Consider the following 14,788-nt stretch of genomic DNA (forward strand, 5'->3'; position numbering starts at 1 on the left):
GAAATTCGACCTGAGTCGAACAAACCCAACCTAAAACCAATTCAAATGAAAAAAGCCGTATTTGTATTTGCCCTTTTGCTGTCCTTCGCCTTAAGCGCCCAGGACAATTATTACACCACCTACTCTTTTGTGGTAGAACCACATAATGAGTCCACCGTCTACAAACTGGTAGACGATTATTATTCCAAGAACAAGCCCGAAGGGGTCTATGTAAGGCTGTTCGAAAACCATTTTAAGGCTGAGGATATGAAGGCCACCCATTCCATCGTGTTCCTAGGAACCCAGGAGGCTGTGGGCAACATGTATGCCGGTGGAGGCAATGTGAACTTCGACCTCTTTATCACTAAGCTCAACCAGTACATCAAGGACGGGGCCGGCTCTGCCATGGGTAAGCATATTGCCATCTATGGAGACACCAATACCCGGTATCCCTTCCAGCGGTATTATTTACTGGATGCGGCCGATACCGATAAGTTCGACGCGGAGTTCAATAAATTCCACTCCAAGCACAACCCTCCGGGCATGCTGGTCAACATGGGGAATACCATCGTAGGCCAGGGCACAGGCCATTACAACCGCTGGGTCATTGCCGCCTTTAAGGATATGAATTCGGCCATGGGGGGAGCAAACCAATTAGTCTCAGGGGCAGCTCTTACGGCCCGTCAAAAAGCCTGGGATGCCTATATGGCTGCCCATGGAGGCGTTGAGGTCGTAGGCTCCGGAATGCGCATTTTGCTGGGCGCCTGGTAAAAGGAGATCCTCAGAGGAGGCACAGACCATTGAAGACCGGTATTCCTCGGGGATGTCGGTCTTTTTTGATACCTTAAAGCCTGTGAAGATGCTGAATATGACCGACAATGGCAGGTACATCCTTAGGATAGGACTCTGTTTTTGCACCCTTGCCCTGTTGACCTCCTGCGGGGATGGCCCAAAAAATGCAGAGATGCACAGGGAGGCCCCCGAGGGGATGCGATGGGTGCCCGGCTCTGTGTTTATGCAGGGCGCCAGGGCAGAGGATCCCTATGCCATGTCCTGGGAAAGGCCGGCCCACGAGGTGGAGGTAGACGGGTTTTATATAGATGTGACCGAGGTGACCAATGCCCAATTCAGGGCCTTTGTCACCCAGACCGGGTATGTGACCACGGCAGAGCGGCCGGTCGACTGGGAGGTGATGAAAAAGACCCTGCCCCCGGGTACGACAAAGCCACCTGACTCCCTCCTCTTACCGGGATCCATGGTCTTTACACCCCCCCAAAACCCCGTGTCTGACCTCCGTGACATCTCCCAGTGGTGGAGGTGGCAACCCGGCGCCAGCTGGCAACATCCTCAGGGCCCGGGGTCAACGATCGAAGGAAGGGACGAATACCCCGTGGTCCATATCTCCTATGAGGATGCCCTGGCCTATTGCAACTGGGCGGGGAGGCGATTGCCCACAGAAGCCGAATGGGAACTGGCTGCCCGGGGAGAGAATCCCGAAGCCATCTTTACCTGGGGTACAGACGCGGACCTCCTACCCCAAAAGGCCAACACCTGGCAGGGGCGTTTCCCGGATCGGAATGATAGTAAAGATGGGTTTGTGGCGGCTGCCCCGGTGGGCTCCTTTCCTGCCAATGCAAACGGACTCTACGATATGGCCGGGAATGTATGGGAATGGACACAGGACTGGTTCCGACCCGACCATTACGCGGAAGTAGCCCGTCAAGGCAGACTGTTAAATCCCCGGGGCCCGGATACCTCCTATAACCCCGTAAACCCCTACCAGCCCGAAAAGGTGATCAAAGGGGGCTCCTATCTTTGCCACGCCTCCTATTGCGCCAGTTTCCGCATCTCAGCCCGCATGGGGATGAGCCCGGATTCTTCTACGGACCACGTGGGGTTTAGGACGGTGATGTCCGTTGATAGCTTTAATTAAAGGAGGATTTTATCAGGAATGGTTAGGAGATAACGATACTGCTGCAAGCGGTTCATGTTTCGTATCAGTCCGAACCCTTCTTTTTTCTTTCTCTTGTTCGTTTTTTCTTGATAAAAAACGAACCAAAAAAATCAAGAAGATTTTAGGAAATTTTGTCCCGATCCCGATGCCTATCGGAAAGCTCGGGCTCGGTCCAAACCAGGGACGCGGCCTATCGCTCCATGCTCTTTTTTGCCTGCGTACTGGCAAAATTGAACCAGTGTAATGTCGAACCAGGCAAAACGCACTTCCGCTTACCGCGCCCTTATTTCTGGAAAATCTTCGGTTACACAGGATTATACATGAGATGTGTTCCGCAGGAGTAGTTCCTCAGGAGTTGCACTCCTGCGGCAAATAGCTTGGGAGTCAAATGTAGCGCAGCAGTACAACTACTGCGCAAGACAAAAAAAAATCAGGTCTATTCCGCCCCATGGATGGGCAATGAGATTAATTTTAAGCCCCCCGAAGGTTTGCCGGAAATAGCGGCGAGGCCTGGGTGAATCCCAATCGCTTCATTTAGCCTATTCCCCTCCTGGGAGGGGTCAGGGGTGGGTTCTGTTATGCAGTAGTTAGACTGTTGTGTCAACTTTTTCTTTTAGTTCAATCGGAAACTTTCTTCTTTTCTTTCGTCCATTTTATTCATGTCATTTTATTTCCATTTTGGTATTCATGAATGCTGCGCATTTGGATCAAGCCAAAATGGACATAAAAGAAAAAATAGCTTCGGTCTGAGCGAAAGATAAAAGCGTACACAGCAGTACAGCTAATGCGCAACACAGTGCAGTAGTACGATTGGCGTGCAGTAATTTCCTGCGCTTATTTTTTCAAATAGACCAATCTTTCCAGTCGAGCCAGTTCCTTGTCGTCTACGTACTTGCCGATCTCCCTGCGGAATTGTTCCATGCTGGTGTAGGGACGGTACTCCTCAAATTCGTGGGCCATACGATCGCCCACGCCCGGAAGGGCTTTGATGTCTTCTTCCGAAGCCGTGTTCAGTTCCACAGGGACAAAGACGTAGTTGAGGTAGCGTGCCACTTCCTCCTCGTCTACGTACTTGCCGATCTCCCGCTTGAACTGGGCCACGCTGGTATAGGGGCGGTATTCTTCAAATTCGTGGGCCATACGGTCGCCTACCCCCGGGATCATCTTGAAATCCGCTTCGGGGGTGGTGTTGAGGTTCATGGGGATAAACAGGGTTTGGTAAAGTGCTGCCTTATCCACACCGTCTCCCAGCAGGGCATCCAGTTCTTTCATATCCATCAGGGGTTTCTTTTCCAGGATCGCAGCCACCACTTCCGGGGCCAGACCCTTTTCCTGCAGTTCTGCTTCCGTTGCCAGGTTGACATTCAGCACGTTTTGCTTCATCAAAGGGGCTGTCTCTTCAGTTGAGGAGGTGGTTTCTTCAGACATGGTTTCGGCCGGGGTGTCTTCCGACTTCTTTTCTTTACAGCTGAGCAGGGTGAATCCCGCCAGGGCGGTGATCAAAGCGAATTTTGAGAGTTGTTTCATCATGGTTTTGTTATAAGGGTTAAAAATGAGTATCCTATTAAAGCAAGCAGGATCATACTGCCGGGCGCCAATGCCGGCAAGGCCCCGGCCATGCTTTCCGCAAAAAGGTCCCACCCGGCGGCGGTAGGCCGCATCTCCAGTTCGAATTCGTAGTTCGCCTGAAGGTGGAGGTAGGTGCCGTACACCCCGCTCAGGGCGGTCAGCCCCAAAACGGTTTTGAAGGAGACGACCGCAAGCCGACTCCGATTCCGAAAAAGCACAATCACCAACAGCATGGCTGCCCCAATGCAGACCAAAGGGATGAGCTGTTGCCAGTCCTCGTAATGTTCGAGGAGGATGAGCTCAAAGGCCGTACCCACCATCATAAAGAGGAGGGCAAGGATGATCGTCTGGCGTAATCCGGGTTTTGGTACTTGCATGATCCGTTCTTGGGATAAAAGTAAGGAGGGAAATCGAGCTGTAAAAATTATTTAGAATTTTTCTAAATAGACTTAGAAGGAAGGGACCGGACATGGGTCTCGACTACCTGCCCCACGGATCGGCAATGAGATTAATTTAAAGATTTTCCGAAGATTTTCCAGAAATAAGGGCGAGGCCTGGTTGAATTCCAATCGCTTCATTTAACCTATTCCCCTCCTGGGAGGGGTTAGGGGTGGGTCCTGTTATGCAGGAGTTAAATTGCTGCGTCAACTTTATCTTTTAGTTCAATCGGAAACTTTCTTTTTTTCTTTCGTTCATTTTGGCTTGATCCAATACGAACCAAAAAATCAAGAAGGTTTGTAGGAAATTTTTAGCCCCGATAGTCCCGATAGTTATCGGGATCGGGGCTAAAACCGCGGTCTTGGCTTGACGCTCCGTGCTATTGAGCATCCACACTTATTAATTAGCTTTTGAAATGCACATGCGCTGGCCTCGCCGCTATTTCTGGCAAACCTTCAGTTAAGCAGGATTAATCCACAGAGGCCGGAAGCAATTCAAGCCCTTGATTAATGCCTTTCTCCATAGGGGGAACACCCCGTTCCATCCAAACGGGTTTGGGATCCCCTTTGAGGTAATAGTCAAAGAACTGGGCCATACGGGTGTTGAAATCCTTGCGGTTGGCCAGTTTGAGGGGCCAGTGGGGCTCCCCGTTGTAATTGAGGAACCAGGAAGGTTTTCCGAGTCGCCTCAAGGCCGTAAAGAATTCTATCCCCTGGTACCAGGGCACATGCCCATCGGCGTCGTTGTGCATGACCAGCAAGGGGGTGTTGATCTTGTCGATGTTAAAGATGGGGGAGTTTTCCAAATAGCGGGTGGGGTATTCCCAGGGGGTGCCTCCGATCCGACTCTGGGTGTGCTCGTACTGGAATTGGCGACTCAGGCCCGTCCACCAGCGGATGCCCCCATAGGCACTGATCATATTGGGTACGGGTGCCCCGGCCTCTGCAGCTTTAAAAATGTCGGTCTTGGTGACCAGGTAGGCGATCTGGTACCCGCCCCAGCTGTGGCCCTGTACACCAATGTTGTCCTTGTCTATAAACCCTTTTTCGACCAGGGCGGTCACGCCCGGGATCACGCAGTTAAAGGCGCTTTCTCCCGGGTAGCCGATGCGGTAGTGCACGTCCGGGTTAAAGATGACGTAGCCCCTGCTGGTATAGAAACTGTAGTTGATGCTGGAACGTTCAAAGCGGGGGGTACGGTGGCGGTGCAGGCCGTCTGAGCTGCGCTCGTAGAAATTCACCAGGAGGGGGTATTTCTTGTTGGGGTCGAAGTTCTCGGGTTTGACCAGCATACCGGTGAGTTCGATCCCGTCCAGGGAGGTCCAGTTCACCAGTTCGATCGTGCCCCAGTTGTAATCCGACTGCTGGGGGTTGGCATTGGAGATCCGCGTCACCTTGCTGAAATCGGCATTGGCCAGGCGGAGGTCGGGGAATTCCTGGAAGGATTCCCGGGTAAAGAGGAGGGCACTACCCTTTTCGGCTTTAGTGGGATCGCTGTAGTCATAGGGTCCGCTCAGCAGGGGTTTGATAGTGCGGGTGCGGATGTCGAGCAGGGCATACCCACTGCTCTTGTCGGCCTCGTTAAAGGAGCGCAGGAGGACGGGCTCTTTGGTGTTGATATGATCTACCTCGGGATTGAGGGATACATAGCGGTAGACCGTTTTGTTCTCCCGTCCTGTGGTCAGGCGGGTAGGTGCCCCACTGCGGGGGTTAAAACTCCAGAGATCGTACCGGTCGTAGAGGATGAGCGCCTTATCGTCTTCCGTCACCCCGGCTGAGCCGTAGGGGTAGGGAGGCGTGGGGCTGTCATTGGTCTCGTCGTAAAAGACCTTGCCTTTGGTAAGGGGGAGGTAGTTGTCTTTTTCGATGTCATAGGTAAACCACAGGCTGTCGAGGTTGCTGTACCCATAGACAAAGGAGGCTTTGGGGCTGAGGTCTATACGGCCTGCCATTTTTTTCAGGATGGGTTTTCGGGCTCCGGTGTTGACATTGACCACGGCATAGTCCCGGGCGCGCTGACCGGTCCACTGGGATTCCAGGGCATAGGGTTCTTCGTTCATCAGGAGGGCCCAGGGGGCGTTGCGGTGGTCGGTAAGGCCGGACTCCGGGAAGGCCTCGTTGGCCAGTTGGAGGATGCGTTTGGACTTGTCCAGGTGCACCACGGCCAGGTAGGCCTGGGTGGTGTCGTTCTTGAGGTCCATTTCCTGTACGGTGTAGAGGCGGGGCTCGTCATAGGTCCACACCTCCACGCTGGAAATCTCCTCATCGAGGAGCATGGTGTCCTTGATCACAGGGCGCAGGGCCAGGCCGAAGTAGAGTTTAGACTCGTCCTTGGAGAAGCGGATGTCTTGGTAAGGGGAGGGGCGAAGGTCACCCCGATAGCTATCGGGGGTATTCGGGCCGGCCAGTTTTTCAGCTTTGGCCATGCCGGTTTGCCAGTGGTAGAGTTCTCGTGGGCGGAGCTGTACTTTGGTGGTATCGGTATCCACTACAAAGCCGAGGTGTTTTCCGGATTCGCTCAGGCGGAGGTTGCTGTAGTCTGCCTTTTTAGCCTCGTGCAGGAGGGTACGGGTGTTGTTCACCAGGTCCAGCACATAGACGGCGGCGTTGGCGCTGTCATTCTCCCCTGTAGTGGCCCAGGCCAGGGCTTTGCCTTTTTTTGCGAAGGTGTAGTCCGTCACGAATTTTATAGTGTCTTCAGCCCCGCTTTCCAGAGAACGGAGGACGAGGTGGTAGCCGTTCTTTTTGGAGACCTTCTTTTCTTTGCCCTTCTTTTTCTTGTCTTTATTCGCAGTGCTATCCTTTGAGGCGTCTTTGACGCTGTCTTTGGGGACTTCGATCTCTTCCAGCTGGTAGGCGATATACCCGCTCCAGTCTTCAGGTACTTTGTAGGATTGGACGTTCGCGATCTTCTCCAGCTTCCCGCTGTTGAGGTGGTAGATCCCCAGGCTGTCCTTGGGCATATCTTTTTTCTTCACCTTGCGCCTCTTCATATCCATGACGCTGTCCTTCCAGGCGGTGATGGAGAAGATCAGGGCCTTGCTGTCATCCGTAAACGCGCCTTTGGAAGCCCGGGGGTAGGTAAAGAGTTCTTTCCCGTTGGCATCACTCAGATAGAGGGTCTGATCCTTCTCCCCTTTCTCCAGGCTGTAGGCCACATAGGCCCCGTTGGGGGCCAAACGGGGGGTTTCTATGGTGTTCCAGAGCTCGATGTCGGAGATTTCCAAGGATTTTTTCTGTGCCGAAAGGGTGATAGTAATGATTAGAAATAGGGAGGTAAACAGAGCTTTCATACAGTGCTTTTTTGTGAAAGGTCTAAAGATAAGACTTCTATTTTTTTTGTCCATTTTGGCTTGATCCAAAATGGACGAAAAGATCAAGAAGGTTTGTAGGAAATTTTTTGTCCGAGTGATATGGTTACCTAAGACTCCTTCTGTTTAGGACAAAAACCGCGGACTTGGCTTGACGCTCCGTGCTATTGAGCATCGCATCTTGTTAATTGACTTGCGAAATGCACATGCGCTGGCCGCGCCGCTATTTCTGGCAAACCTTCGGGGGCCCACATGTTATCTTCTATCTTTCAGATAATCCATAACGGAAGGCCAATCCGGGAAGAGATCGGTTTTAAAGTGGATAAGTTCTCCCTGAAAGCGGTCGGCCCCGTTCTTGGTGCGGTCATCGATGAGGTAGTCTCCATAATTGAGGTGTTTGTTGTGGGAGAGGATGAGTCGCTTGTAGGCGGGATCGGCCAGGTATTGTTTTACCCAGTTCAATTTATCACTCCAAGCGGAGGGGTTTTCCCAGGGTGAGGTGGAGAGGATGTAGGTGTCAAACCATTCACTGAGTTGTGCATAGCTCTCGATTGCCCCTTCCAGAGGGGGCATCATACTAAAGATACCGGGGACCTCATCCAACCGCCCTTCGTATTTTGCCAGGGTCTCTACATCTAGTTTGGCGATGGCTGCTGGGAAGTCCACCAGGACGTTGTCCATGTCTACGTAGAGGATTTTCTTTTTCATTGTATTCACAAGGGTATTAATCGTTGAAATATTTAAATGTAGCACATTTAAGACTTAAACTTCATCTCTGTTTCGCAGTAGTTGCACAGCTGCGGAAAAAGCACAAAAAATGGCGGAATAACTTCTCCCCTCCCTGGAGGGGCTGGGGGTGGGTAAACAAGACCCCAAATGTCACCTTTAGATTTAGTAGGTTTATTTCAATTTCCAACCATAGAAATATTAAGGTTTACTTGGAATAAATCGGAGGATTCTTCTTCTTGTCCCACCATATCTTTCTATATATTTGAGATTCACATGAACAATCTCCAAGAAACTTTATCAACATATGTCTGACGATCAAAAAAAGCAGTTGGAACAACAGCTGTGGAACATCGCCAACGAACTGCGCGGTAAGATGGATGCCGATGAATTTAGGGACTATATTCTCGGCTTTATTTTTTACAAATACCTGTCGGAAAAGCAATACCTCTATGCCAATACGCTTCTGGAAACGGAAGCTATAAAGGATTACCGAAAGGTAACCAATGAGGAAGACCTGGAGGCTATCCGAGAAGAGTCTTTGATCAAACTGGGGTACTTCTTAAGACCAGAAGAATTGTTTAGTGCCATGGCGGCCAAGGGAAATGCGAATAAGGAAACGGAAAGCAATTTTATCCTAAGTGATCTCGAGAAAATCCTCACCAACATTGAGCAGAGCACCATGGGTACTGAGAGTGAGGACGACTTCAACAAGCTCTTTGAAGACCTTGACCTCAACAGCACCAAACTGGGGCGTTCCGTGGAAGCGCGGAACAGTCTTATCGCCAAGGTGCTGGCCCATTTGGATAAGATTGATTTTGCCTTGGAAGACAGCGAGAGTGACGTATTGGGAGATGCCTATGAATATCTGATTGCTCAGTTCGCCAGTGGGGCCGGGAAGAAGGCCGGGGAGTTTTACACCCCTCAGGAGGTGAGCAAGATTCTGGCCAAGATTGTGACCACGGGGAAGAAGAGATTAAAAAGTGTGTACGACCCCACCTGCGGCTCCGGGTCATTGCTGTTGAGGGTAGCCCGGGAAGTGGAGGTGGATGACTTCTTTGGACAGGAACTCAACCGCACCACCTACAACCTGTGCAGGATGAACATGATATTGCACGACGTGCATTTCCGCCACTTCGATATCCGGCAGGAAGACACCTTGGAACACCCCCAGCATCTGGACATGAAGTTTGAGGCCGTGGTGGCCAATCCTCCGTTTTCGGCCAAATGGAAGGGGAATAAGAATCCTTTGAATGAGAACGATGAGCGGTTTAGCCAGTACGGGCGTTTAGCGCCTTCCTCTAAGGCCGATTTTGCCTTTGTCCAACACATGATCTACCAGCTGGCTGAAAACGGCACCATGGCCTGTATTTTACCCCATGGGGTCTTGTTTAGGGGTGCTGCAGAAGAAACCATACGAAAATACCTGATTAAGAAACTCAATTATCTGGATGCCGTCATTGGCTTGCCCGCCAACATCTTTTACGGTACCAGCATCCCTACCTGTATTTTGGTGATCAGTAAATGCCGGGTGCAGGACGATAATATCCTGTTTATTGATGCTTCACAAAGTTTTGAAAAAGTGGGTAATCAGAATCGACTCAGAGAAGAGGACATTGATAAAATCATCTCCACCTATCGGAATAGGGAAACCCTAGATAAATACAGTTATGTGGCCCCAATTTCTGAGGTCAAGGAAAATGAATACAACCTAAACATCCCACGCTATGTGGATACATTTGAGGAAGAAGAGCCTGTTGATTTAGATAGTATTGCTTTAGAATTAAAGACTTTGTCTTGGGATTTGGAAATTGTAGATAAAAAAATTCTTTCTTTTTGTAATGAATTAAACATTGAGGCTCCACTTTAAGATGCAATCTGTAAAAGTAAATCCAGCATTAAGGTTTCCTGAGTTTAATAGTAGTTGGAATGAGGTTAAGTTAAAAGATGTTTCGACTAAAATAGGTAGTGGTAAAACTCCACTAGGAGGAGAAACAGTATATACTGATGCCGGCATACCATTTATACGAAGTCAAAATGTAGTTGATGGTTCTTTAAAATTGGATGGCACCTACATAACTCATGAAGTACATCAGGAAATGAAGAGCAGTAAAGTTTATTCTAAAGATGTGCTTTTAAATATTACAGGAGCGTCTATCGGCAGAAGCTGCGTAGTTCCAGAAGAATTTGAAGAGGGCAATGTAAATCAGCACGTATGCATAATAAGATTAAAGTCTTATGAATCTAAATTCATTCAATCATTCCTAAGTTCCTGGCGAGGTCAGAAATTAATTTATCAAGGTCAAACAGGTAGTGGAAGGGAAGGAATTAATTTTGATAGTATAGGAAGATTTAAAATAAAGGTTCCTGAAATTGAAGAACAACAAAAAATCGCCTCCTTTCTTTCAGCGGTGGACAAAAAAATCCAGTTGTTAGAGCAAAAGAAAGCTTTCTTAGAAGAGTACAAAAAAGGGGTGATGCAAAAGCTGTTTAGCCGGGAAATTCGCTTTAAACCTGAGGGGGGTGGGGAGTTTCCGGAGTGGGAGGAAATTCGACTCGGTCAAGTATTATCCGAAGTCAAAAGAAAATCAAAAACGAATAATCAACACCGCGTAATATCTTCAACAACAACGGGACTATATTATCAAGATGAATATTTCACTAGAGACATTTCAAGTTCTGATAACACAGGATACAAAATATTAGAAAAGAATCAGCTTGTCTTTAGCCCTCAAAATATTTGGATGGGCAATATTAATGTTAATACCCAATTTGACATCGGAATTGTTTCTCCTTCTTATAAGATTTATGATTTTAAGAAAGGATATAATCCATTGTATTTCAATGACTTTCTTAAAACTCCTATTATGCAACATGAATACATGATATCATCTGAACAAGGAGCATCGGTTGTTAGAAGAAATCTAAATATAGATTTATTTAATAGTATTAGAATAAAAGTGCCAAGCGAAACGGAGCAAAACATTATAGCCAATTTTTTATCTACTCTTGACAAGAAAATTGAATTTCAAATTTCACAAATAGAGCGAACAAAGCAGTTCAAAAAAGGCTTGCTGCAACAAATGTTCGTTTAATTATAATGATCGATTTTGCAAAGAAATATGGAGTTAGTTTTTGGTTGGAAAAGAACAAGGTGGATTTTCCAAAAACGCTTTTCAAATACAGAACTTGGTCCAATCAATTTCACCGATATTTTATTTCTAATCGGGAGGTGTTTTTTGCTTCACCGACAAGTTTTGAAGATGATTTAGACTGTAAATCTCCGCCACGGTATGACCTGCTTTCAAAAAATGAAATTTTAGAACTATTTGAGGATTATAGTCATAGACGTAACCCTCATTTCTCACCTACTCAGCATTTAGAGTTCATTAATGAACTTAGAGAAAACTCTCCCTTAAATGACCCCATTAAGGTTAAAGAATGGATGAGTCATTACAATGAAAAATACTTTGAAAGAGAGGGCATTTTTAGTCTTACTGCTAATTATAATAATAACCAGATGTGGACTAAATATTCTGAGAACAACAAAGGATTTTGTGTAGCTTATGATTCAGAAGTGCTATTTAATTACCTAGGAGGTGGAGGAGCAGTTAAATATGTCGAAAAATTACCTATCGTTAAACCAAGACCCTTCATGAGTTTGGATGAGGCATTTTTTATTAGGGTATTCCACAAAACAAATGAGTGGAAATTCGAACAAGAATATAGGGCGATTAAATTTCTGAAAGATAACGAGACACAAGCCGACCGAAAGGTGACTTTACCCCAAAACGCAATAATTGCAATAATCCTAGGGGATAAAATGCCTCCTAAATTTGAAGAAGAGCTAAGAGGAAGTGTAAAGTCTAACATAGGTGATGTTGAAATCCTTCGAAGGAATCAAGTTAACCTAAATAGTTTTAACTAATGACCACCCAACCAGAAGCCATCCTGGAACAGAATCTGGTGCAACAGCTCCATGAGCTGGGATATAAAAAGGTCGTTATTACAGATGAAGCGGGTCTTATCAACAATCTAAAATCCCAACTTGAAAAACATAATCAGATTACTCTTTCAGAGTTTGAGTTCGGTCAGATTCTTAATCAACTTTCCAAAGGCAATATCTACCAAAAAGCCAAGACCCTACGAGACCGTATCGCCTACGAAAAAGAGGATAGGAGTACTGGCTATCTGGAGCTGATTAATCAGATTCACTGGTGTAAAAACCAGTATCAGGTGACGAGTCAGGTCACCATGGAAGGGCGCTATAAAAACCGCTATGACGTTACCCTTTTGGTAAACGGTTTACCGCTGGTTCAGGTAGAACTCAAGCGCAGGGGCCTGGAACTCAAAGAGGCCTTTAACCAGACCAACCGTTACCAACGGCATAGTTTTGGGGCGGGTTCGGGCCTGTTTCAATTCATCCAGTTGTTTGTGATCAGCAATGGGGTGAATACAAAATACTACGCCAACAATTCTATCAAAGCCCGTTCTTTTAAACAAACGTTTTTCTGGGCAGACAGGGACAACAAAAAGATCACCCAACTCAAGCCCTTTACGGAAGCCTTTTTGGAGCCTTGTCATCTCTCCAAGATGATCACCAAATACATTGTCCTCAACACCAATGGGGAATTGATGGTGCTGAGGCCCTATCAATACTACGCCACAGAGGCCATAGTAGAAAGGGTGAAGAATAGCAAGAAAAATGGCTATATCTGGCATACTACGGGCTCTGGAAAGACCCTTACGTCATTTAAAGCAAGTCAGATTTTGACCAACCTCCCCGAGGTGTATAAAGCCGTTTTTGTGGTAGACCGCAAAGACCTGGATTACCAGACCATCAAGGAGTTCAACAGCTTTAGCGAAGGCAGTATTGATGCCACGGATAACACCATAACCCTGGTGCGCCAGCTCGGAGATGATACCAAGCTTATTGTCACGACCATCCAAAAGCTAAACAATGCCATCCAGCGGGAGCGCTATATCAAAAAGACATCCAAATTACAGCAAGAACGCATCGTATTTATTTTTGACGAATGTCATCGGAGTCAGTTTGGAGAAACCCATCAGCGCATCAAAGACTTCTTCCCCAATGCCCAGATGTTTGGCTTTACAGGGACACCCATCTTTGCAGATAACGCCTTTAAAAACGCCCTTGGGAAGCGCACAACCAAGGAGTTGTTCGGGGAGTGTTTGCACAAATACGTCATCACAGATGCCATACGCGATCAGAACGTTTTGAAGTTTTCCATTGAGTACATCAGCACGTTTCGATCAAAAGAAGGAGTGGTAGACATTCAGATCGAAGACATAAACCGTCGGGAGGTCATGGAAGACGAAAGGCGGCTGGAAAAGGTGGTGGAGTACATACTGCTCAATCACAACAGGAAGACCCACAGCAGGCGGTTTACGGCCCTCATGTGCGTTCAGGGGATCGATACGTTGATTCAATATTACCAGCTCTTTAAACAGAAACAGGAGGGAGTAGAAAATCCGTTGAAGGTAGCCACCATTTTCTCCTATCGGGCCAATGAGGAAGATGGAGATGCCATTGGGTATCTCCCGGATGAAGATATTTTAATGGCTGCAGAACCCGAGGCGGAATATCAGACTTCCCACTCCCGGGATCAGTTGGAGTCCTTTATCCAGGACTACAACGGCATGTTCCAAACCAACTATTCCACGGAGGATTTTTACGCCTATTACAAGGACATTGCCAAACGGGTAAAGAACCGGCAAGTTGATGTGTTGTTGGTGGTCAATATGTTTTTGACCGGCTTTGACAGTAAGCCCCTCAACACCATTTACGTAGACAAAAACCTGAGATACCACGGATTGATTCAGGCTTATTCCCGTACCAACCGTATCCTGGATGAGGTAAAATCCCAGGGGAATGTGGTGAGTTTCCGTAACCTGAAGAAGGCTACAGATGAGGCCATTACCTTGTTTTCCAACAAGGAAGCCATAGAAGAAATCATCCTGGAACCCTACGATCACTATGTGGCAGATTTTAAGGAGGCCGCTTCCAAATTATTTGAAATTGCCCCCACGGTAGACAGCATAAATGACTTTCTTTCAGAGGAAGAAGAATTGGCCTTTGTCAAGGCGTTCCGCAATCTGATCCGGATCAAAAACGTGCTTACCTCCTTTACCGAATATGAGATAGACGACCTCGATTTTCCGGAACAATTATTCGAAGATTACAAGAGCAAATACCTTGACCTGTACGACAAGGTAAGGCAAGACCATGCAAAAGAAAAGGCCTCCATTTTGGATGACATCGACTTCGAACTGGAGCTTATCCACCGGGATGAAATCAACGTCACCTACATCCTCAAACTACTGGCAGGCTTGAAGGACCAAAAACCCAAAGAGCGAGAGAAACAGCGCAAGATCATTTCAGACATCCTGGACTCCGAAACCCAGCTCAGAAGCAAGAAAGAACTTATCGAAAAGTTTATTGAGGAAAACCTGCCTCTGATCACAGACTCCGAGCAAGTCTATGAAGAATTCGAAAGATTCTGGACCCGTGAAAAGGAAAAGAGCATCCTTCAGTTGAGTCAGGAAGAAAACCTGGATTCAGAAAAAGTACAGGCGGTGATCAGCAACTACCTCTTCACCCAAAAAGAACCTTTACGGGACGAACTCATTGCTGCCATGAACGAACGCCCAGGCCTGAGAGAACGCGCCTCAGCCGCCAAGAAAATCATGGCCAAGATCCGGGAGTTTATAGAGACTTTTGTGGAGGGGATATGAACTTAATCTGTTCCATATTTATGAATATAATGGAGCTATATAGGAGAATCAGAAAT

General features: G+C 47.5%; 10 protein-coding genes. 6 read left to right on the forward strand and 4 right to left on the reverse strand.

Translation table 11 applies throughout. From position 1 onward, the window contains the following. Window positions 1-45: 45 nt before the first annotated feature. The gene (locus GWK09_RS05590; RefSeq protein ID WP_163692003.1) at window positions 46-750 is read left to right on the forward strand and encodes a hypothetical protein; all 705 of its coding nucleotides are present in this window, start codon (window positions 46-48) and stop codon (window positions 748-750) included. Between the two features lie 88 nt (window positions 751-838). Then, window positions 839-1,912, forward strand: a complete 1,074-nt coding sequence (locus tag GWK09_RS05595) for a formylglycine-generating enzyme family protein (protein WP_239530699.1) — start codon at window positions 839-841, stop codon at window positions 1,910-1,912. Between the two features lie 855 nt (window positions 1,913-2,767). On the opposite strand, the gene GWK09_RS05600 is transcribed toward GWK09_RS05595, so the two are convergent. The 4 genes from GWK09_RS05600 to GWK09_RS05615 all read right to left on the reverse strand — a co-directional run bounded on the left by GWK09_RS05600 (window position 2,768) and on the right by GWK09_RS05615 (window position 7,958). After that, window positions 2,768-3,463 carry a helix-hairpin-helix domain-containing protein gene (locus GWK09_RS05600; protein WP_163692005.1) on the reverse strand — a complete coding sequence of 232 codons (696 nt, stop codon included), beginning with the start codon at window positions 3,461-3,463 and terminating at the stop codon, window positions 2,768-2,770. Beyond that, entirely contained in the window at window positions 3,460-3,879 is a 420-nt protein-coding gene (locus GWK09_RS05605) for a hypothetical protein (RefSeq protein WP_163692006.1), read from the reverse strand. Before GWK09_RS05605 ends, GWK09_RS05600 begins: the two co-directional genes overlap by 4 nt. A gap of 530 nt (window positions 3,880-4,409) precedes the next feature. Next, window positions 4,410-7,232 (reverse strand): alpha/beta hydrolase family protein, encoded by a 2,823-nt coding sequence (locus GWK09_RS05610; protein WP_163692007.1) that lies wholly within the window; start codon window positions 7,230-7,232, stop codon window positions 4,410-4,412. A gap of 273 nt (window positions 7,233-7,505) precedes the next feature. After that, window positions 7,506-7,958 carry a 5' nucleotidase, NT5C type gene (locus tag GWK09_RS05615; RefSeq protein WP_163692008.1) on the reverse strand — a complete coding sequence of 151 codons (453 nt, stop codon included), beginning with the start codon at window positions 7,956-7,958 and terminating at the stop codon, window positions 7,506-7,508. Window positions 7,959-8,283: 325 nt separating this feature from the next. Here GWK09_RS05615 and GWK09_RS05620 point away from each other — a divergent pair, with 325 nt between their 5' ends. Genes GWK09_RS05620 through GWK09_RS05635 form a run of 4 tightly spaced genes read left to right on the forward strand, consistent with a single transcriptional unit; the run spans window position 8,284 to window position 14,732 of the window. Next, window positions 8,284-9,846: a type I restriction-modification system subunit M gene (locus GWK09_RS05620; RefSeq protein WP_163692009.1), complete on the forward strand. Its 1,563-nt coding sequence runs from the start codon at window positions 8,284-8,286 to the stop codon at window positions 9,844-9,846. A gap of 1 nt (window position 9,847) precedes the next feature. Next, entirely contained in the window at window positions 9,848-11,071 is a 1,224-nt protein-coding gene (locus GWK09_RS05625; RefSeq protein ID WP_163692010.1) for a restriction endonuclease subunit S, read from the forward strand. Window positions 11,072-11,076: 5 nt separating this feature from the next. Then, window positions 11,077-11,904, forward strand: coding sequence for a DUF2971 domain-containing protein (locus GWK09_RS05630; protein WP_163692011.1), 828 nt, complete (start codon window positions 11,077-11,079; stop codon window positions 11,902-11,904). Further along, window positions 11,904-14,732 (forward strand): type I restriction endonuclease subunit R, encoded by a 2,829-nt coding sequence (locus GWK09_RS05635; RefSeq protein WP_163692012.1) that lies wholly within the window; start codon window positions 11,904-11,906, stop codon window positions 14,730-14,732. The genes GWK09_RS05630 and GWK09_RS05635 overlap by 1 nt, the downstream gene beginning before the upstream one ends. The last annotated feature ends 56 nt before the right edge of the window (window positions 14,733-14,788 follow it).

The sequence above is a fragment of the Muriicola jejuensis genome (assembly GCF_010671595.1).
Lineage (GTDB): Bacteria > Bacteroidota > Bacteroidia > Flavobacteriales > Flavobacteriaceae > Muriicola > Muriicola jejuensis.

What these genes read in the sequence shown, in the direction of transcription:
- GWK09_RS05590 (WP_163692003.1), top strand. Translation starts at nt 46, where the DNA reads ATGAAAAAAGCCGTATTTGTATTTGCCCTTTTGCTGTCCTTCGCCTTA.
- GWK09_RS05595 (WP_239530699.1), top strand. Translation starts at nt 839, where the DNA reads ATGCTGAATATGACCGACAATGGCAGGTACATCCTTAGGATAGGACTC.
- GWK09_RS05600 (WP_163692005.1), bottom strand. Translation starts at nt 3,463, where the DNA reads ATGATGAAACAACTCTCAAAATTCGCTTTGATCACCGCCCTGGCGGGA.
- GWK09_RS05605 (WP_163692006.1), bottom strand. Translation starts at nt 3,879, where the DNA reads ATGCAAGTACCAAAACCCGGATTACGCCAGACGATCATCCTTGCCCTC.
- GWK09_RS05610 (WP_163692007.1), bottom strand. Translation starts at nt 7,232, where the DNA reads ATGAAAGCTCTGTTTACCTCCCTATTTCTAATCATTACTATCACCCTT.
- GWK09_RS05615 (WP_163692008.1), bottom strand. Translation starts at nt 7,958, where the DNA reads ATGAAAAAGAAAATCCTCTACGTAGACATGGACAACGTCCTGGTGGAC.
- GWK09_RS05620 (WP_163692009.1), top strand. Translation starts at nt 8,284, where the DNA reads ATGTCTGACGATCAAAAAAAGCAGTTGGAACAACAGCTGTGGAACATC.
- GWK09_RS05625 (WP_163692010.1), top strand. Translation starts at nt 9,848, where the DNA reads ATGCAATCTGTAAAAGTAAATCCAGCATTAAGGTTTCCTGAGTTTAAT.
- GWK09_RS05630 (WP_163692011.1), top strand. Translation starts at nt 11,077, where the DNA reads ATGATCGATTTTGCAAAGAAATATGGAGTTAGTTTTTGGTTGGAAAAG.
- GWK09_RS05635 (WP_163692012.1), top strand. Translation starts at nt 11,904, where the DNA reads ATGACCACCCAACCAGAAGCCATCCTGGAACAGAATCTGGTGCAACAG.